The sequence below is a fragment of the Klebsiella sp. Q11 genome, from assembly GCF_964241505.1.
Lineage (GTDB): Bacteria > Pseudomonadota > Gammaproteobacteria > Enterobacterales > Enterobacteriaceae > Klebsiella > Klebsiella michiganensis.
The window spans coordinates 65,460-83,031 of sequence record NZ_CAXSXW010000004.1; the positions used below are offsets into that span (position 1 = coordinate 65,460).

At 55.2% G+C, this 17,572-nt stretch carries 19 protein-coding genes; 9 read left to right on the forward strand and 10 right to left on the reverse strand.

Features of this window, described 5'->3' with window-relative positions; translation table 11 throughout:
• Positions 1-24 precede the first annotated feature (24 nt).
• Complete coding sequence (locus tag ACESQ2_RS07455; RefSeq protein WP_014229601.1) at positions 25-624, reverse strand: TetR/AcrR family transcriptional regulator; 600 nt, start codon at positions 622-624, stop codon at positions 25-27.
• A 121-nt stretch (positions 625-745) separates the two neighbouring features.
• Here ACESQ2_RS07455 and ACESQ2_RS07460 point away from each other — a divergent pair, with 121 nt between their 5' ends.
• The 3 genes from ACESQ2_RS07460 to sodC are packed head-to-tail and all read left to right on the forward strand — an operon-like array spanning position 746 to position 2,532.
• Positions 746-1,006 (forward strand): DUF1289 domain-containing protein, encoded by a 261-nt coding sequence (locus ACESQ2_RS07460; RefSeq protein WP_162140793.1) that lies wholly within the window; start codon positions 746-748, stop codon positions 1,004-1,006.
• Positions 1,007-1,054: 48 nt separating this feature from the next.
• Positions 1,055-1,951, forward strand: coding sequence for an aldo/keto reductase family oxidoreductase (locus tag ACESQ2_RS07465; protein WP_009654772.1), 897 nt, complete (start codon positions 1,055-1,057; stop codon positions 1,949-1,951).
• 59 nt (positions 1,952-2,010) lie between these two features.
• Positions 2,011-2,532 carry a superoxide dismutase [Cu-Zn] SodC gene (sodC, locus tag ACESQ2_RS07470; RefSeq protein WP_004119475.1) on the forward strand — a complete coding sequence of 174 codons (522 nt, stop codon included), beginning with the start codon at positions 2,011-2,013 and terminating at the stop codon, positions 2,530-2,532.
• On the opposite strand, the gene ACESQ2_RS07475 is transcribed toward sodC, so the two are convergent.
• From ACESQ2_RS07475 to ACESQ2_RS07485, 3 genes are read right to left on the reverse strand one after another with little or no spacing between them, the layout of a single operon-like run.
• A complete protein-coding gene (locus ACESQ2_RS07475; protein WP_025105834.1) occupies positions 2,525-4,549 on the reverse strand; it encodes an FUSC family protein in 2,025 nt (674 codons plus the stop codon). The genes sodC and ACESQ2_RS07475 overlap by 8 nt on opposite strands.
• On the reverse strand, positions 4,549-5,445 hold the full coding sequence (locus tag ACESQ2_RS07480; RefSeq protein WP_014229597.1) for an HlyD family secretion protein: 897 nt from the start codon (positions 5,443-5,445) through the stop codon (positions 4,549-4,551). The genes ACESQ2_RS07475 and ACESQ2_RS07480 overlap by 1 nt, the downstream gene beginning before the upstream one ends.
• A gap of 10 nt (positions 5,446-5,455) precedes the next feature.
• Positions 5,456-5,692, reverse strand: a complete 237-nt coding sequence (locus ACESQ2_RS07485) for a DUF1656 domain-containing protein (RefSeq protein WP_004851455.1) — start codon at positions 5,690-5,692, stop codon at positions 5,456-5,458.
• Between the two features lie 171 nt (positions 5,693-5,863).
• Between ACESQ2_RS07485 and slyA the strand changes: the two genes are divergently transcribed.
• Complete coding sequence (gene slyA / locus ACESQ2_RS07490) at positions 5,864-6,304, forward strand: transcriptional regulator SlyA (protein ID WP_016810099.1); 441 nt, start codon at positions 5,864-5,866, stop codon at positions 6,302-6,304.
• A 41-nt stretch (positions 6,305-6,345) separates the two neighbouring features.
• On the opposite strand, the gene ACESQ2_RS07495 is transcribed toward slyA, so the two are convergent.
• Together ACESQ2_RS07495 and slyB are read right to left on the reverse strand one after the other, a co-directional pair.
• On the reverse strand, positions 6,346-7,698 hold the full coding sequence (locus ACESQ2_RS07495) for a GGDEF domain-containing protein (RefSeq protein ID WP_046878477.1): 1,353 nt from the start codon (positions 7,696-7,698) through the stop codon (positions 6,346-6,348).
• Positions 7,699-7,927: 229 nt separating this feature from the next.
• The gene (gene slyB / locus ACESQ2_RS07500; RefSeq protein ID WP_004851450.1) at positions 7,928-8,395 is read right to left on the reverse strand and encodes an outer membrane lipoprotein SlyB; all 468 of its coding nucleotides are present in this window, start codon (positions 8,393-8,395) and stop codon (positions 7,928-7,930) included.
• Positions 8,396-8,666: 271 nt separating this feature from the next.
• On the opposite strand from slyB, the gene anmK reads away from it, so the two are divergent.
• The 5 genes from anmK (at position 8,667) to pdxY (ending at position 13,371) form a co-directional block, all read left to right on the forward strand.
• Entirely contained in the window at positions 8,667-9,791 is a 1,125-nt protein-coding gene (anmK, locus tag ACESQ2_RS07505) for an anhydro-N-acetylmuramic acid kinase (RefSeq protein ID WP_196546652.1), read from the forward strand.
• A gap of 92 nt (positions 9,792-9,883) precedes the next feature.
• On the forward strand, positions 9,884-10,207 hold the full coding sequence (mliC, locus tag ACESQ2_RS07510) for a C-type lysozyme inhibitor (RefSeq protein WP_014229593.1): 324 nt from the start codon (positions 9,884-9,886) through the stop codon (positions 10,205-10,207).
• 57 nt (positions 10,208-10,264) lie between these two features.
• A complete protein-coding gene (gene pdxH, locus ACESQ2_RS07515) occupies positions 10,265-10,921 on the forward strand; it encodes a pyridoxamine 5'-phosphate oxidase (protein ID WP_004851446.1) in 657 nt (218 codons plus the stop codon).
• A 253-nt stretch (positions 10,922-11,174) separates the two neighbouring features.
• Positions 11,175-12,449: a tyrosine--tRNA ligase gene (gene tyrS, locus ACESQ2_RS07520; RefSeq protein WP_004851444.1), complete on the forward strand. Its 1,275-nt coding sequence runs from the start codon at positions 11,175-11,177 to the stop codon at positions 12,447-12,449.
• Positions 12,450-12,510: 61 nt separating this feature from the next.
• A complete protein-coding gene (gene pdxY, locus ACESQ2_RS07525) occupies positions 12,511-13,371 on the forward strand; it encodes a pyridoxal kinase PdxY (RefSeq protein WP_009654806.1) in 861 nt (286 codons plus the stop codon).
• 47 nt (positions 13,372-13,418) lie between these two features.
• Here the strand turns inward: pdxY and gstA are convergent, their stop codons facing one another.
• The 4 genes from gstA to ACESQ2_RS07545 form a co-directional block, all read right to left on the reverse strand.
• Complete coding sequence (gstA, locus tag ACESQ2_RS07530; RefSeq protein ID WP_004851441.1) at positions 13,419-14,024, reverse strand: glutathione transferase GstA; 606 nt, start codon at positions 14,022-14,024, stop codon at positions 13,419-13,421.
• 108 nt (positions 14,025-14,132) lie between these two features.
• Complete coding sequence (dtpA, locus tag ACESQ2_RS07535) at positions 14,133-15,638, reverse strand: dipeptide/tripeptide permease DtpA (protein ID WP_014229591.1); 1,506 nt, start codon at positions 15,636-15,638, stop codon at positions 14,133-14,135.
• A 597-nt stretch (positions 15,639-16,235) separates the two neighbouring features.
• On the reverse strand, positions 16,236-16,871 hold the full coding sequence (gene nth, locus ACESQ2_RS07540; protein WP_004851438.1) for an endonuclease III: 636 nt from the start codon (positions 16,869-16,871) through the stop codon (positions 16,236-16,238).
• Positions 16,864-17,571 (reverse strand): electron transport complex subunit E, encoded by a 708-nt coding sequence (locus tag ACESQ2_RS07545; RefSeq protein WP_004851436.1) that lies wholly within the window; start codon positions 17,569-17,571, stop codon positions 16,864-16,866. Before ACESQ2_RS07545 ends, nth begins: the two co-directional genes overlap by 8 nt.
• Position 17,572 lies beyond the last annotated feature (1 nt).

Sequence of the window (17,572 nt, forward strand, 5' to 3'; positions counted from 1 at the left end):
AAACGGGGTAAATAAAAACGCCTGTTAAACGGCAGGCGCAGCAATAATACGTTTGGCGTGGGCAAGGGCGCTTTCCAGCGGCGTTGCGCTACGCGTAATTTTAGCCTGCAGATTCGCCCCCAGCCACAGGGAGTAAAGCACCTGCGAAAGCGTTAAGGCGTCGCCGTCAAACGCAAGGCTGCCCTCCTGACGGCCTTTCTCCAGCGCATCGCCGAGGAGAACGATGATCTGGCTGGCGCCTTTATCCATCGCGGTGCGCATATCTTCCGACAGATCGCAGACTTCTGCCGACAGCTTCACCGTCAGACAGCCGCTGATGATGCCCTGCTGGCAAAACTGCGTCAGCGTATGCTGATAGTAGGCCAGGAGGCGATCGCGATAGTTCCCCTCGCCGTGGTCAAAATGATCGACCAGGCGCTGAAGATATCCGGCGTAGTGATGGTCGAGCAGCGCAACGCCAAAGGCTTCTTTAGAGCGAAAGTAGTGATAGAAAGAGCCTTTCGGCACCTCCGCTGTTTTCAGCAGTTCGCTCAGACCCATACCGGTAAACCCCCGATGCATGCAGAGCTGCTCGCCGGTGGCCAGGATATGTTCGCGGGTGTTACATTCACTGTGCTTGTTCATGGCGCTCACTGTAATAGACCGATTGGTCTAATGCAAGTCATAATTAAAAATGCCGCCTGGCGCAGAGGCTGATGAACAAAATTTGCGTACAGCGGATGAAACGTCTTCAATAAAGAAAGAGATGAGCGGCAGGAGAGGCGAAGTGGCTGAACAACTGGAATTCTTCCCGGTACAGAGTCCGTGCCGGGGGATTTGTCAGTCTGATGAACGCGGCTACTGTCGGGGGTGTATGCGTAGCCGCGACGAGCGTTTCAACTGGCAGAAAATGAGCGATGCGCAAAAGCAGGATGTTTTGCGTCTGTGCCGTCAGCGGCTACTGCGCAAATTACGCGCAGCTAAGCAGGATAGTGCGGAAGAACCGCAGCAACCCTCACTGTTTTAAGCCTAAAATTGCGTATACTCAGGGCACTTTTTTATTGAGGAAGCTGTTATGGTTCAGCGTATTGCTATGGCTCCGCAGGGGCCGGAATTCTCTCGTTTTGTGATGGGCTACTGGCGTCTGATGGACTGGAATATGTCCGCTCAGGCGCTGGTGGGCTTTGTTGAGCAACACCTGGATCTGGGCATTACCACCATCGATCATGCCGATATTTACGGTGACTATCGCTGCGAGGCGGCGTTTGGCGAAGCGCTAAAGCTGGCGCCGCATCTGCGCAGCAGGATGGAAATTGTCACCAAGTGCGGGATTGCCACGAAAGCGCGGGCGGAAAACACCATCGGCCACTATATTACCGACCGCGACCATATTGTTCTCAGCGCGGAGCAGTCGCTGCGTAACCTTGCCACCGACCATATTGACCTGCTGCTGATTCATCGTCCGGACCCGCTGATGGATGCGGATGAAGTGGCGGAAGCCTTCCTGGCCCTTCACCATAGCGGCAAGGTTCGTCACTTCGGCGTATCGAACTTTACCCCCGCCCAGTTTACCCTGCTGCAGTCGCGCCTGCCGTTTACCCTGGCGACCAACCAGGTGGAAATTTCTCCGGTTCATCAGCCGCTGCTGCTTGACGGTACGCTGGATCAGCTTCAGCAGCTGCGTATTCGCCCGATGGCCTGGTCCTGCCTCGGCGGCGGTCGTTTGTTTAACGACGACAGCTTCCAGCCGCTGCGCGATGAGCTGGCGCGCGTTGCTCAGGAGCTGAATGCGGAGAGCATTGAGCAGGTGGTGTATGCCTGGATCCTGCGCCTGCCGTCGCAGCCGTTGCCGATTATTGGCTCAGGGAAAATAGAGCGCGTGCGTTCCGCGGTGGTGGCCGAAAAGCTGAAGATGTCCCGCCAGCAGTGGTTCCGTATCCGCAAAGCGGCGTTAGGTTACGACGTTCCGTAAACCCCATCACCTCCGCAATGGCCTACACTTAGTAGCGACAGAGCCATTAAGGAGGTGTTATGCAACGATGTATTCTCGCCATACTTACCCTGGCCGCGTGCGCAGGCGCGCAGGCGGCCAGTGAAAGCGTCGATATCAATCTTGTCACCAGCCAGAGCGTCGGTCAGGCTATCGGTAGCGTTAAAATCAGCGAAACCGCGAAAGGCCTGGAATTTACGCCAGACCTGAAGGCGCTGCCTCCCGGCGAGCACGGCTTCCATATCCACGCCAACGGCAGCTGCCAGCCCGCGATTAAAGAGGGTAAAGCCGTCGCCGCTGGCGCAGCAGGCGGGCACTACGATCCGCAAAAAACCGGTAAGCATGAAGGTCCCGACGGCGCCGGTCACCTCGGCGATCTGCCGTTCCTGGTGGTCAATAACGACGGTAAAGCAACCCAGCCGGTGGTCGCGCCGCGCTTAAAAACGCTGGATGAGGTTAAAGGGAAGGCGCTGATGATTCACGTGGGGGGCGACAATATGTCCGATAGCCCGCAGCCCCTTGGCGGCGGCGGCGAGCGGTTCGCCTGCGGCGTGATTAAGTAGTTCTTTCCGTTAAGGTGCCGGCAATGGGCGCCTGTTCCAGCTGCGACAGCGCGCACCACAGTCGCCAGATAACCGCCGCCAGCTCTTTGGCTGCCGGCTGGTGGTGGTGATTAAGCGCGTCGCAGATGCGCTGCAGCTCCTGCAGCGTCGAGGCGAGTGGCCGCTGCTGTACCCCGCGCTCGCTCATCACATCCCGCAGCAGGCTGATGCATAAATCGCGCACCTGCGATAGCGGGTCGGAACGGGTTTCCCACTCGCGAAGCTGCCACACCACGTGGGAACAGTTGAGCAAAACCACGCCCCAGCGCAGCAGCCAGCGGCGCGCCAGCGCATCCTGGCTATTGCTGAGCTGGCTGATGTGGTGATAAACCAGCGATTCAAATTCATGCTCGCTATGCTGCGGGCGGCGGCTTAGCTGGTCGACAAAGTGACGCCGTAACGCACGGATATGACGGCGGCTTTTACGCGCGTCTGAACCCGGGCTGATGATGGCGAACGCCAGCCAGGCAAGGCCGACGCCGATGATTTTGCCCAGATTATCGTTAAGAAACGATGCGTAGTCGTAGACCGGCGGGTTGGTCACCGAAATAAACGACCCCATAAATACAATCAGCTGCCCCCACAGTCCGGCGAGCTTAGGCATCTGGAGTTTCAGCAGCTGCATGGTGGTCAGCAGGGGAAACAGAAACAGCAAGAACTGCCATAAATCGGTTATCTGCACCATCAGGCCAAACTTCACCACAAAGCTAAAGAGTGAAAGCAGGATCAGGGTACGCATCAGCAGCGTTAGTGACTTAAACGGCGAAGGAGAGACCGAATAGAGCACGCAGCAGATCGCCGCCAGGGTCAGGGCTGCGGCGCAGGCCTGCCATTGGGTGCTAATTCCCCAGGCGCCGACCATCACCAGCGCGCAAAAGGTGCGTACGCCGTTCCATAAGGCTTCGGCCTGATCGGTATGGCGAGCCAGCGCTGGCGCGGAAGGTACGTTAAATTCGGTTATCGCGCTGGCGTTTTCGATGCGCCTGAGCCAGCGGCTGCTCTCCAGATAAAGACGACAGAAGTAGCGCAGACGCTTCCAGAAGGCGATATGCCGGTAGTCAGCGTCCGCGGGGGGCGCCAGCGGAGCGATGATGCGGGCAACGCTCAGGGCGTCGGCGTTGGCATGAGATAACTCGTTGAGCAACGACTCCAGTATCTCGCGGGTGCGGGCGGGCGCGGTGGGCCAGTTGAGCAGCATTCGCCGCAGGCTCGAAATCACGCTGGTCATTCGCAGCTGTTGATGCAGCAGGTAGTTCAGCAGCGGGTTTTGCCGACGAAAGCGATAGTGGCTCCAGAAAGCCTGAATGCGCAGCAGATTCATGGTCAGGATTTGCCCGATCACGCTCTCGTGCGCGGTGCGAATGGCATCGGTCGTTTCCGGCACCCACAGCAGGCTGGCGTGTTCCAGCAGGCGCGCATGCATGTTTTTCAGCGCCGTCAGCAGCGTAGCGCCATCGGAGGTGCTCGGTAAGATCATCATCATCAGCCCGCCGCACAAAATACCGACGATGACTTCGCAGACGCGCGACTGGGCGATGGTCCACAGTTCGTTCGCGTCGGTGATATTGATAACCGGGAAGGCGATAATCGCGCAGGTGTAGCCCGCAAGCTGGAAAGCGTAGGCGACGTTATTGGTAAACATCGCGCAGGCCCACGTGCAGAGGGCTATCCACGCCGAAATGCTGAACAGAAACAGCCACGGATCGTTGAGGGTATGCCCGGCCAGCAGCAGCGCCGCGCAGGCGCCGAGCAGGCTGCCGGCAATACGCCCGAAGCTTTTGCTGATCACCCCGCCGACGGTGGGAAAGCTGACCACCGCGGCGGAGGTCATCGCCCAGTAGGGTTCGTCAAGATTCAGCCAGTAGGCGACGCTCAGCGCCAGGCACATGGCAATCCCGTTACGCAAGGCATAGCGCCACTGCGGACGGCTGGCCTTAATCCACGGGAGCGAGCGCCACGTCAGAGCCTGCAGCTTCATTATTGCGCGCCGATGGCTACGGTGCAGGTGGTACCGGAGACCAGGATGGTATCCGGCGGCAAATGATCAAACTCAATACGCACCGGTACGCGCTGGGCAAGTCGGACCCACGGAATATTCGGTTTAATGTTCGCCACCAGATCGCCGCCGCTCTCCACGCTCTGGTCGACGATGGCGCGTCCGATGCTGCTTACGTGACCCTGTAACTTCTGCTTGCTGCTATAAAGAATGATCTGCGCGCTGTCGCCGGGACGGATATTGCGCAGTTTCGTTTCTTCAAAATAACCCACCACGTAGAAGGAGCGGCTATCCACGAGGGCGAAAACCGGGTGGCCAACGGCGGCGTAGTCGCCAACCCGGGTTGAGAGATTGGTGACCCAACCGTCGACCGGCGCTTTTATTTCCGTCTGCGTGAGCTGCCATTGGGCGTGATCGAGGGTGGCCTGAGCCACGCCAACCACGGCCTTAGCGGCTTCGAGGTTGGTCGTGGCGGTATTCAGCGCGGTATTGGCGTTTTCTAAATCTTCTGCCGAGATAAAGTTCTGTGATAGATGACGCCGACGGCTGGCATCGCTGGCGGCTTTTTTCTGTTCTGCCTGCGCGCGGGCGACTTCCGCTTTGGCTTTAGCAAGCTGCGCCCGGGCGTTGAGCAGGGCGATTTTATAAGGCGTGTCATCGATTCTGAACAGCACGTCTCCCGCTTTAACCAGCTGGTTGTCGCGCACGTTGAGCTGCAGGATGCTGCCGGAAACCTGGGGTGTGACGCCAACCTGCTCGGCGCGGACCTTGCCGTCGCGGGTCCACGGGGATTGCGTGTAGTAATTCCAGACCAGCCAGGCGGCAATAATAGCCAGCGCGGCGACCAGCAGCGTGGATAAGTATTTTAGTTTCTTCATGTAATGAACATTACCAGATAGTCAGTAAAACCAGCGCCAGACAGACGGAGAGCGCAAAGAAGGAGAGGTCCATTAGCAGGGGATGCCAAATCTCGCCTGCATACATCCAGTCCCGCAGCTGGCGGTGGATAATCAACCAGATAAAAAAGCCCAGCAAAACGGCTTTAAACACGGGAGGGAAATAGACAGAAGCGCCGAACACCAGGTCCTGGAGCGACAATCCGGCAGTGTTAAGACTCAGTTTCACAAGCAAAAATCCTTTGCCGTTGCAGGAAGAATGTTCAGGTTATGCGATTATTCACATTGTAAATCATTGTTCTGATTTTAGTGAATCGGGTAATTCATTTGTTTTGGTAATTTAAATGCTGCACACTATTCTAAAATCAGTATAATAACTTAGCAAGCTAATTATAAGGAGATGAAATTGGAATCGCCACTTGGTTCTGATCTGGCACGTTTGGTGCGCGTCTGGCGCGCGCTAATCGACCATCGCCTGAAACCTCTGGAGTTAACGCAGACGCACTGGGTCACGCTGCATAACATTCACCAGCTGCCGCCTGAACAGTCGCAGATTCAGCTGGCGAAAGCCATTGGTATTGAGCAGCCGTCGCTGGTTCGCACACTCGACCAGCTGGAGGAGAAAGGGCTTATTTCTCGCCAGACCTGTGCTAACGATCGGCGGGCAAAACGTATCAAGCTTACCGAAAAAGCCGAGCCTCTGATCAACGAAATGGAAGAGGTTATCGGCAAAACGCGTGATGAGATTCTGGCCGGCGTATCTAAGGAAGAGGTGGAAACGCTGCTTAATTTGATTCGTAAACTTGAACACAATATTCTCGATCTCCAGGCAAAAGATTGACCTTAGCGAGGCCTTGAGGACTCTCAAGGCCTCTTTTTTATTTATTCACGCCAGACCACTACGCGGTTACGCCCGCTGTTTTTCGCTTCATACATCGCGGTATCCGCGCGCTTAACGCACTCTTCTGCCGAAACGTGCGCATCCTGCGTGGTGAACACGCCCATACTGATGGTCATTCTCTCCGGTAATCCCTCCTGCTTCTCGCTGACCGACAGGCGGATACGTTCGGCGATTGCCAGCGCTTCGTTGGCGCCGATATTCACCAGCAGCACGGCAAACTCTTCCCCGCCGATACGCGCGGCAATGTCCTCCTGGCGCACGTTGTTCTGCAACACGCTGGCAGCAAACTGAATCACCTTATCTCCCTGCACGTGACCGTAGGTGTCGTTGATGCGCTTAAAGCGATCGAGGTCGCAGACGATGACCGACAGCGGCTGTGAAGCGGAAGCCTTCGACAACCGCTGGGTCAGGGTGTCATAGAAATAGCTGCGGTTATACAGCCGGGTCAGGGGATCGCGAATCGAGTTCTGGTAAGAGCGGACGTATCTTTCGTTTGATTCACGATAGAGTATAAAAACGTCACCAAGCAGAATTAAAATCAGAAACAGGGTGCTCAGCGTTTCAAAAAGTCGCGCCTGATTCCACGAGTGAGCGTTACCGCTAACCGTGGAGAGCAGCACCAGCAGCGTAAAGATATAGGCTGTACAAAAAAAAGCGCCGCTGTACCAGAATATATTACGCAGCCGAGTCAGGCCGATCAGTAAAATCAGCGTTAATGACCATATGATAATTAATAGCCAGCCAATTCGATTATGCCATAGTGGCGTAAAGGTGTAGGTTAGATTGTCAATGAATTCAATGCTTAGCAACGGCGAGTTGCTTGAATGAACCCACGATAATATGAGCGTTGCGGTGATAAAAATAAAACAACTACTGAGCACCGCACCGTGAATTTTTCTTGAGTGGCCGGTAATATGTCGGATGCGATATAAAATAATTGAGGTTATAAATAAAACAGCCATCATCACGTTGCGGAAAAAATAAAAAATCAGCGCGTCATTTTGATTGATCTCGCGCCCCTGAGCACAGACCAGCCAGTCGGGATAGCTGCCTATCGTTCCCAGCATCAGCAGGGCCGAGCAGGTAAACGCGAAGGCTATCGGGGCCAGGTACAGCTGATTTTTATCACACAGATATTTCATGCCCATAAAGCAGGCAATCATAATATGAAAGCCCATCAGTGAAATAGTCAGTACGGGGAAAAGCATGGATGATGTTGTAGAGATACGATGAATTAATGAGGTGGTAATAAAATTAACCACAGCAATAGAAAGACTGCACGCGATAGCGTAAATAAATATCCGATAGGGTAAGCTTTTTATATTAACGCGCATAGTCAACATCCCTGAAAAATGCGAAGGTAAAACGACAAGATAGTCGTGAATGCTTTTAAATAATACTGACTGGAGAATACGTGATGGTGGCGGGCAGAATATTGCGCGGGCGCAAATTAGTGTGTGTATAATAGAAAAATATAAATATATATTAATTATTTATTTACGCTGGGAAAATAATACGTATTTTATATCAATAAGCGGCCCGTCCGGGCCGCAGAGAGAAGATTTAGCGCGGGGAGACCGTCACCTGGCTGCCGCTGCCGGCAATGGCTACGCGCTGGCCGACGGAGAACGGCGTGCTGCCTTGCTTTTGCACTACCATGATGGTGTTACCGTCATCTTTGCGGATTTCCAGCTCAACGCCCTGGGTTTTGTTCATCGCGCCCTGTACGCCCTGTCCGGCTACGCCGCCGGCGACAGCGCCTGCCGCCGTTGCCAGGGAGCGACCCGTGCCGCCGCCAATGGTGTTACCGAGGAAGCCGCCGAGCACCGCGCCGCCGATGGCGCCGATGGCGTTGCTGTCATCTCCGCCCTGAATCTGCACCGCGCGGGTATGCACAATGGTGCCGTAGGTCACGCTCTGGACCTGTTTGGCTTCGGATGCGGAGTAAACATCGCCGGACAGGCCGCTGCTGCTGACGCAGCCTGCAAGCGTAAAACCAATCATCGAGACAGCCAAAACACGTAAAATCATTTATGAATCTCCTGTTCACCAAGAAGCGTTCTGTTGAACTTCCTTGTAGCCAATTATATGGCATTTAAGCGTCTGCTGGCATAGCAGATGCAACGACTATACAAAAAATAATAATCAGAGTCGTCTCAACCTAAACTAAACACAAGTTCTTTACCCTAAGAACCGGCAGCGCTGCTTGTATTGTTAAAAAGTATTATAGCAGCGTAGCTTTGCCCCCTCGTTTATGATGGAGTGTGGGGATATACGAGAGTCATGGAATGAAGGAAAGCGTATGAAATCAGGCCGCTTTATCGGCGTTATGTCCGGCACCAGCCTTGATGGTGTTGATGTTGTTCTCGCAGCAATTAATGAAAATCTGGTTGCCCAGCAGGCCAGCCTGACCTATCCCATCCCCATCGCGATTAAAGAAGATATCCTGGCCATCTGCCAGGGGCAGCAGCTGACTCTTTCGCAGCTGGGGCGTCTCGATACGCGCCTGGGACGGCTATTTGCCGATGCGGTTCTGGCATTGATGGCTCAGGAAAAGCTTAAGGCGGCGGACATCATCGCTATCGGCTGCCATGGCCAAACGGTTTGGCATGAGCCTACGGGCGACGCGCCGCATACTCTGCAGATTGGCGACAATAACCAGATTGCCGCGCATACCGGCGTGACGGTGGTCGGGGATTTTCGCCGTCGCGATATGGCGCTCGGCGGGCAGGGCGCGCCGCTGGTCCCGGCGTTCCATCACGCGCTGCTGGCGCACCCGGTTGAGCGTCGAATGGTTCTCAATATTGGCGGGATCGCCAACCTATCTTTGCTGGCGCCAGGTCTGCCGGTGCGCGGCTACGATACCGGCCCGGGCAACATGCTGATGGATGCGTGGGTCTGGCGTCAGTGTGGTAAACCCTTCGATAAAGATGCGCAGTGGGCCAGCGAGGGTAAAATTGTGCTGCCGTTGCTGCAGGATATGCTAAGCGATCCGTGGTTTGCGCTGCCGGCGCCAAAGAGCACCGGTCGTGAATACTTTAACTACGGCTGGCTGTCGCAGCATCTGGCGCGTTATCCGGGGCTTCGCGCCCAGGACGTTCAGGCGACCCTTGCGGAGCTGACCGCCGTCAGCATCAGTGAACAGGTGCTGCTCAGCGGGGGATGTGAACGTCTGCTGGTATGCGGCGGCGGGGCGCGCAATCCGCTTCTGATGGCCCGTCTGGCGGCGCTGCTGCCGGGAACCGAGGTATCGACGACCGATGAGGCGGGGATCAGCGGTGATGATATGGAGGCGCTGGCTTTCGCATGGCTGGCGTGGCGGACGCTTGCCGGACTACCCGGCAATCTCCCTTCCGTGACCGGCGCGTCGCAAGCTTCCGTGCTTGGCGCGATTTTTCCGGCCAATCCGCCGCAAAATCAGAGTTAACTGAAATCACCCGCGCCGGTTTCTTCGTAAACTGGACAGCGTTGAGGGAGGGCGTTATGCCTTCCCGGACCGGGAAAGTCGAAGGCAAATTGATGAAAAAAATTCTTATTCTTGCTGTACCTTTTATGCTGGCGGGCTGTAGCTACTACAACCAGTTTGTCGAGCGGATGAATACGGACACCCTCGAGTATCAGTGTGACCAGAAACCGTTGACCGTCCATCTCAATCATACTCGCCAGCAGGTCAGCTTTATTTACGATAATCAGCAGCTCAATTTACAGCAGGGGCTCTCCGCCTCTGGCGCGCGCTATACCGATGGCGTTTACGTTTTCTGGTCGAAGGGCGATAGCGCCACCGTCTATAAACGGGACCGTATCGTGCTGGAAAACTGTCAGCTGCAAACCGCCAAACGTTGAGATTTCAGCCATGGGGGCGCACAATAACGCTACCCTTTGATTATTTTCTCAATTGCCATGTCTGATAACGACGAATTGCAGCAAATCGCGCACCTGCGCCGTGAGTATACCCGTGGTGGCCTGCGCCGCCACGATCTTCCCGCCGAACCTCTGGCACTCTTTGAGCGCTGGCTGCGTCAGGCCTGTGACGCAAAGCTCGCTGACCCAACGGCGATGGTTGTCGCGACCGTCGATGAAAACTCGCAGCCTTACCAGCGCATCGTGTTGCTCAAGCACTACGATGAGAAAGGCCTGGTGTTCTATACCAACCTCGGCAGCCGCAAAGCCCATCAGATTGAAAAAAATCCCCGCATCAGCCTGCTTTTCCCATGGCATATGCTGGAGCGTCAGGTGATGGTTATCGGTAAAGCGGAACGTCTTTCAACGCTGGAAGTGGTGAAATATTTCCATAGCCGTCCGCGCGATAGTCAGATTGGCGCATGGGTGTCGCAGCAGTCAAGCCGTATCTCGGCGCGCGGCATCCTTGAGAGTAAGTTCCTGGAGCTTAAGCAAAAATTCCAGCAGGGCGAAGTGCCGCTGCCGAGCTTCTGGGGCGGATTCCGCGTCAGTATCGAACAGATGGAGTTCTGGCAGGGCGGCGAGCATCGTCTGCACGATCGTTTTCTCTACCAGCGGCAAAACGGCGGCTGGCAAATCGACCGACTGGCGCCATAAAGGACGCAAAAATGTTGTGTTAAGCGCTGGTGCATCGTGGCCCGGCGCTTTATTCTATACGCTTCATTTTTCAAGCTGCATCTTTGTTAGCTGCGCCTGCCTGGCTCTGTCGCTTACCTGAGTAAGTTCCCTGGGCTTTCACATGCTTGCCGCGGCGACGCAGCTTGAATAATTTTGCGTAGATATTTTTTTCGCGTCTGGCGAAAAGTCGTGTACCGGCAGAGGTGCAGTCGTTTTATAGATGGAGAATTTGATGGCAAGCAGTAACTTGATTAAACAATTGCAGGAGCGGGGGCTGATAGCCCAGGTGACGGACGAAGAAGCGTTAGCAGAGCGACTGGCGCAAGGCCCGATCGCGCTCTATTGCGGCTTCGATCCCACCGCTGACAGCTTGCATTTGGGGCATCTTGTTCCATTGTTATGCCTGAAACGCTTCCAGATGGCCGGCCATAAACCGGTTGCCCTGGTGGGCGGCGCGACCGGTCTGATTGGCGACCCGAGCTTTAAAGCCGCGGAGCGTAAACTGAACACTGAAGATACCGTGCAGGAGTGGGTAGATAAAATTCGTAAACAGGTCGCGCCTTTCCTCGACTTTGATTGCGGTGAAAATTCTGCCATTGCCGCCAACAACTACGACTGGTTTGGCAGCATGAACGTGCTGACTTTCCTGCGTGATATCGGCAAGCACTTCTCGGTAAACCAGATGATTAACAAAGAAGCGGTGAAGCAGCGTCTGAACCGCGACGACCAGGGCATCTCTTTTACCGAGTTCTCCTACAACCTGCTGCAGGGTTACGACTTTGCCTGCCTGAACAAGCTGCACGGCGTGGCGCTGCAAATCGGCGGTTCTGACCAGTGGGGCAACATTACCTCCGGTATCGACCTGACCCGTCGTCTGCACCAGAACCAGGTCTTTGGCCTGACCGTTCCGCTGATCACCAAGGCGGACGGCACGAAATTCGGTAAAACCGAAGGCGGCGCAGTGTGGCTGGATCCGAAGAAAACCAGTCCGTACAAGTTCTACCAGTTCTGGATCAACACCGCGGATGCCGACGTTTATCGCTTCCTGAAGTTCTTCACTTTTATGGACATGGCTGAAATCAATGCCCTGGAAGAAGAAGACAAAAACAGCGGTAAAGCACCGCGCGCCCAGTATGTGCTGGCCGAACAGGTGACCCGCCTGGTGCACGGTGAAGAAGGTCTGGTGGCGGCAAAACGCATTACCGAGAGCCTGTTCAACGGTAACCTGAGCGATTTGAGCGAAGCCGATTTCGAACAGCTGGCGCAGGATGGCGTGCCGATGATCGAAATGGATAAAGGCGCCGATCTGATGCAGGCGCTGGTGGATTCTGAACTGCAGCCGTCCCGCGGTCAGGCGCGTAAAACCATCGCATCCAATGCGGTGACCATCAACGGCGAAAAACAGTCCGACCCGGAATACGTATTTGTTGATGCCGACCGTCTCTTTGGTCGCTACACCTTACTGCGTCGCGGTAAGAAAAATTACTGTCTGGTCTGCTGGAAGTAATTGCGTAAAGGCAGGGGCGTGGGAAACCGCGCCCCTTATTTTTTGCTCTCAGGTAATCAAGATGAAGAATATCCTCGCCATCCAGTCCCACGTTGTGTTTGGCCATGCGGGCAACAGCGCCGCTGAATTTCCGATGCGCCGCCTTGGCGCCAACGTCTGGCCGCTTAATACCGTACAATTCTCCAACCATACCCAATACGGAAAGTGGACCGGCTGCGTGATGCCGCCAGCGCATCTGACGGAAATTGTTCAGGGGATTGCCGATATTAACCAGCTGCAGCGCTGTGACGCGGTATTAAGCGGATACCTGGGATCGGCGGAACAGGGCGAACATATTCTTGGCATCGTGCGTCAGGTGAAAAGCGCCAATCCGGCCGCGAAATATTTCTGCGATCCGGTCATGGGGCACCCTGAAAAGGGCTGTATCGTAGCGCCCGGCGTCGCGGAGTTTCATGTACGCTATGCGCTGCCGGCGAGCGATATTATTGCGCCAAACCTGGTTGAGCTGGAGATCCTCTGCGGGCATCCGGTGGCGAACGTTAACGAAGCGGTGCTGGCCGCGCGCGAGCTGATTGCACAGGGGCCGGAAGTGGTGCTGGTGAAGCATCTTTCGCGGGCCGGGCTGAGTATGGATCGTTTTGAAATGCTGCTGGTCACCGCGCAGGAAGCCTGGCATATCAGCCGTCCGCTGGTGGATTTTGGCATGCGCCAGCCGGTGGGCGTCGGCGATGTCACCAGCGGGCTGCTGCTGGTTAAGCTGCTGCAGGGCGCGGGACTGCGCGATGCGCTGGAGCACGTGACCGCCGCGGTGTATGAAATCATGCTGGCGACAAAAAATATGCAGGAGTATGAGCTACAGGTTGTGGCGGCTCAGGATCGCATCGCGCAGCCGGAGCACTACTTCAGCGCCACGCAGCTTTAAGAGGCGTGAGAACAACTTGCCCGACCTGCATCGGGCAAGCATCGGCTTCACTTCAGCCCTTCAGCCTCGAGGGCGGCGGCTACCGCAGGCCGCGCGGCAACGCGCTTCATCCAGGCTGCAATATTGCTATAGCCTTCCATATCCAGCTTCACGGCGTACGCCCAGCGCAGCACGGTAAACAGGTAGCCATCGGCGATAGTGAAACGGTGCCCGTTAATCCACTCTTTATCTTCCAGGCATTCGTTCACGTACTGCATTTTTTTGTCCAGCAGCGCGCGAGCGACAGGTTTGTAATCCTCCGGCGTATCCGGGCGAAACAGCGGGGTAAAACCTTTATGCAGCTCCGTCGCCACGTAGTTTAGCCACTCCAGCGTCTGATAGCGGGCAATGCTTCCCACCGGCGCCAGCAGCTGGCGGTCCGGCACGCGATCGGCGATATATTGCATAATGGCCACGCCTTCCGTCAGCAGCACATCATCGTCCAGCAGCAGCGCCGGTACCTGACCCTTCGGGTTGATCTGCAGATAATCATCCCCGTTTTCGAGACGTTTTTTCATCACGTCAACGCCCTGCAGGGTGAAGTCCAGCCCGCTTTCGCGTAGCGCGATATGCGAAGCAAGAGAACAAGCGCCGGATTTGTAGAACAGTTTCATCGGTAACTCCTCGTGGCTGCGGTTTCCTGTATGTTAGTCCGCCCAGGGGTAAAAAAAAACCGCTAACAGCGCGTTAGCGGTTTAAATTTATGGGTTTTCCCGGGGAGCTTAAGCCGTAGCGGTATCGCTGGCTTTTGCCGTTTTATCGTCGTCCTGGGTCATACGGTTCAGCTTCGGCGCCGTCATGAGCATCAGGATGGCGATAATGCCGGTGGCGACACCGATATGCAGGAACACGCGACCGTAAACTTCCAGCGACATCAGCGGGTCAGTCACGTTATCCGGCACCGCCATCATGTTCGCCACGTAGCCGCCGATCAGGTTGGCGCCAGCGGTAGTCAGGAACCAGCTACCCATAATGAAGCCCATCAGGCGCTGCGGAACCAGCTGTGCCACCATCGCCAGACCCAGACCGGAAATCATCAGTTCACCGATACTCTGCAGGCCGTAGCTGATCACCAGCCAGCTGACGTTTACGATGCCCGCATCGCTGGCGAACTTAGCGCCCAGCGGCAGGACAAGGAAGGCGCCGGAGCACAGGACCATACCAATAGCAAACTTCATCGGCATCGGCAGGGTATCGCCCATCTTGTTATAAATGGCGGCCAGAATCGGGCTACCGATAATGATCCAGAAAGGGTTCAGCGCCTGGTACTGCTCAGGCTCGAAAGCGATGCCCAGCAGAGAGTGTTCAACGTTGCGAATCGCAAAGAAGTTGAGGGAGGTTGGCATCTGGCTGTACAGAACGAAGAAGATAATCGCCTGCAGCATCAGGATGAAAGCGACGATCATTTTGCGACGGGCCGCGCCCTGCATCGCGAAGGCTTCTTTAGCGAAAATAACGATGATGCCCAGCGCAACCACGCCCAGCGCCATACGTGCAATACCCTGGTTGTGCAGCAGCCAGGTTGCAATCGCGATGAGAACCACCACGCCAACGATAGTCGCCAGCAGCTTACCTACCTGCAGCGGGGCGAAGTCAGGCTTCGAGCCGTACTGTTTAACCCAGCGCTGGCAGAAAGCGAAATTGACGATGGTGATCACCAGACCGACAAAGCTCAGGGCGAAAGCGACGCTCCAGCCAAACTTCGCCGCCAGCCACGGCGTGGCCAGCATAGAGAAGAAGGAACCGATGTTGACGGACATATAGTACATGGTAAATGCACCGTCCAGACGCGGGTCGTTCTTTTCATAGCAGGTTGAGAGCAGGGAAGAGGGGTTAGCCTTAAACAGGCCGTTACCGACGGCAATCGTCGCCATACCCATATACACGATGCTCGCATCGTGCCCGGACCACGCTACCAGGCCGTAGCCGATAGCCAGAACGATTGCGCCGAGCATGATGACGCGCTTAGTGCCAAGCACCTTGTCGCCCAGCCAGCCGCCAATCGCCACCAGACCGTAGACCAGCGCGCTAAAGGAGGAGAACAGAGTAATAGAGTCCGCTTCTGACATACCCAGCTGTTTAACCAGGTAAACGGCCATGATCCCTTGCAGGCCGTAGAAACCAAAACGTTCCCACAGCTCAATAGAGAAGATGAGATAGAACGAACGTGGTTGTTTGAAAGCGTTTAAACTTACGCTTTCTGTTGGTTTATTGTTTGCAGTCGACACAAATACCTCTTTTTTTACATCCCATATTAACGGGGGGTGTTCGGGGCGCAATCTTCTCAGACCGCCGCCTTTATAGTTATTCTGGAGGGAAAACGGCAGGTAATGTTCACTATCCTGCCCCTTCAGGCAATAGCTTTGCAATAATCTGTTACACATATTCCATGTGGCATAATACACCGTCTACTCAAATGTTATTCAGAGTTAAATTTCAAGGTTTAGCCAAAGGGAGAGTTTTTATCTGTTGGGATCCGAAGTTTTTCGCATAATGGCGATATGTTCGGCTGTATGCGCTTGTATCCAGTGATATAGCCCATAATCCTAAAAATTGATGGGTTATTGTGTTGGTATTTAACTTAAGGGTATTTGAATCAGCAGGTTTGCACGCAAAAGCGTTAACATTAAATCAACAATAAATTGACCAGGTGATCTCGATCACAAATGCATAGAAATTTTGCCTCTAAAAAAAATGAATAAGCTGGCCGATGATTATATAACCGCATAATCACCCGCAACAGCGCGAAAATGATGGCGTGAATGTCGATGAAGGCGGGGGAAAAGCAGCGTCATCACCCTGATGGATAATGACGCGATGCGTGTTCAGAGATCGACCTTCTCTTTGTACTCGCAAAGGTCTTCTATCAGGCAGGAGCCGCAGCGCGGTTTGCGGGCAATACAGGTATAACGGCCGTGCAGGATTAACCAGTGATGGCAGTCGACTTTAAATTCCGCTGGAACCACCTTTAACAGCTTTTCTTCGACCTGTTCAACGTTCTTACCGGGCGCGAATTGTGTCCGATTGCAAACGCGGAAGATATGCGTATCGACGGCGATTGTCGGCCAGCCGAAGGCGGTATTCAGCACCACGTTTGCCGTTTTGCGTCCCACGCCGGGAAGCGCCTCAAGGGCCGCCCGATCTTCCGGCACTTCACCATTGTGCTGCTCAAGCAGGATACGACAGGTCTTGATGACGTTTTCTGCTTTGCTGTTAAACAGGCCAATAGTCTTGATATACGACTTCACGCCCTCAACGCCCAGCGCCAGCATGGCCGCCGGCGTGTTGGCGACCGGGTAGAGTTTTGCCGTCGCTTTGTTGACGCTGACGTCGGTGGCCTGCGCCGAGAGCAGGACGGCGATCAATAATTCAAACGGCGAGTGAAAATTCAGCTCCGTGGTGGGGTGCGGGTTGTTATCCCTGAGCCTGGTGAGGATCTCCAGGCGTTTACTCTTATTCATTCCAGGCTTTTCCCGTCACATCAGACGGCGCAACGACATCGGCTTGTACCGCTTTAGCTTTGCGCTGTTTGCTACGTTCATCGATAAGGTATTTTACCGCCAACATCATGCCGAGGCCAATAAATGCCCCCGGCGGCAGCATCGCCAGCAGAAACGGCGTATCGGTATGAAATACTTCAATGCGCAGAACTTTAGCCCAGCTGCCGAGCAGGCTATCGGCACCGTCAAACAGGGTACCGTTGCCGAGAATTTCCCGCATTGAGCCGAGCACAAACATCGCACAGGTGGCCCCCATGCCGATGGAAAAACCATCCAGCGCCGACAGCGCCGGGCCTTTTTTCGCGGCAAAGGCCTCAGCGCGCCCAACCACGATACAGTTGGTGACAATCAGCGGGATAAAGATCCCCAGAGACTGATAGAGGCCGAACGCGTAGGCGTTGATCAGCATCTGCACGACGCTCACCACCGAAGCGATGATCATGACGTAAATCGGAATACGGATTTCCGCCGGCGTCCAGCGGCGCAGGCTGGAAATGGTCAGGTTCGTCAGGGTGAGCACCAGCGTCGTCGCCAGCCCAAGGCCAAGGGCGTTGGTGGCGGTCGAGGTCACGGCGAGTAGGGGACACATCCCCAGCAGTTGAACCAGCGCGGAGTTGTTTTTCCACAACCCCTGAACAATAACGTCTTTTACTTCGCTCATG

Coding starts and splice junctions, on each gene's coding strand:
- ACESQ2_RS07455 (WP_014229601.1), bottom strand. CDS start 624: ATGAACAAGCACAGTGAATGTAACACCCGCGAACATATCCTGGCCACC.
- ACESQ2_RS07460 (WP_162140793.1), top strand. CDS start 746: ATGAGCGGCAGGAGAGGCGAAGTGGCTGAACAACTGGAATTCTTCCCG.
- ACESQ2_RS07465 (WP_009654772.1), top strand. CDS start 1,055: ATGGTTCAGCGTATTGCTATGGCTCCGCAGGGGCCGGAATTCTCTCGT.
- sodC (WP_004119475.1), top strand. CDS start 2,011: ATGCAACGATGTATTCTCGCCATACTTACCCTGGCCGCGTGCGCAGGC.
- ACESQ2_RS07475 (WP_025105834.1), bottom strand. CDS start 4,549: ATGAAGCTGCAGGCTCTGACGTGGCGCTCGCTCCCGTGGATTAAGGCC.
- ACESQ2_RS07480 (WP_014229597.1), bottom strand. CDS start 5,445: ATGAAGAAACTAAAATACTTATCCACGCTGCTGGTCGCCGCGCTGGCT.
- slyA (WP_016810099.1), top strand. CDS start 5,864: ATGAAATTGGAATCGCCACTTGGTTCTGATCTGGCACGTTTGGTGCGC.
- ACESQ2_RS07495 (WP_046878477.1), bottom strand. CDS start 7,698: ATGCGCGTTAATATAAAAAGCTTACCCTATCGGATATTTATTTACGCT.
- slyB (WP_004851450.1), bottom strand. CDS start 8,395: ATGATTTTACGTGTTTTGGCTGTCTCGATGATTGGTTTTACGCTTGCA.
- anmK (WP_196546652.1), top strand. CDS start 8,667: ATGAAATCAGGCCGCTTTATCGGCGTTATGTCCGGCACCAGCCTTGAT.
- mliC (WP_014229593.1), top strand. CDS start 9,884: ATGAAAAAAATTCTTATTCTTGCTGTACCTTTTATGCTGGCGGGCTGT.
- pdxH (WP_004851446.1), top strand. CDS start 10,265: ATGTCTGATAACGACGAATTGCAGCAAATCGCGCACCTGCGCCGTGAG.
- tyrS (WP_004851444.1), top strand. CDS start 11,175: ATGGCAAGCAGTAACTTGATTAAACAATTGCAGGAGCGGGGGCTGATA.
- pdxY (WP_009654806.1), top strand. CDS start 12,511: ATGAAGAATATCCTCGCCATCCAGTCCCACGTTGTGTTTGGCCATGCG.
- gstA (WP_004851441.1), bottom strand. CDS start 14,024: ATGAAACTGTTCTACAAATCCGGCGCTTGTTCTCTTGCTTCGCATATC.
- nth (WP_004851438.1), bottom strand. CDS start 16,871: ATGAATAAGAGTAAACGCCTGGAGATCCTCACCAGGCTCAGGGATAAC.
- ACESQ2_RS07545 (WP_004851436.1), bottom strand. CDS start 17,571: ATGAGCGAAGTAAAAGACGTTATTGTTCAGGGGTTGTGGAAAAACAAC.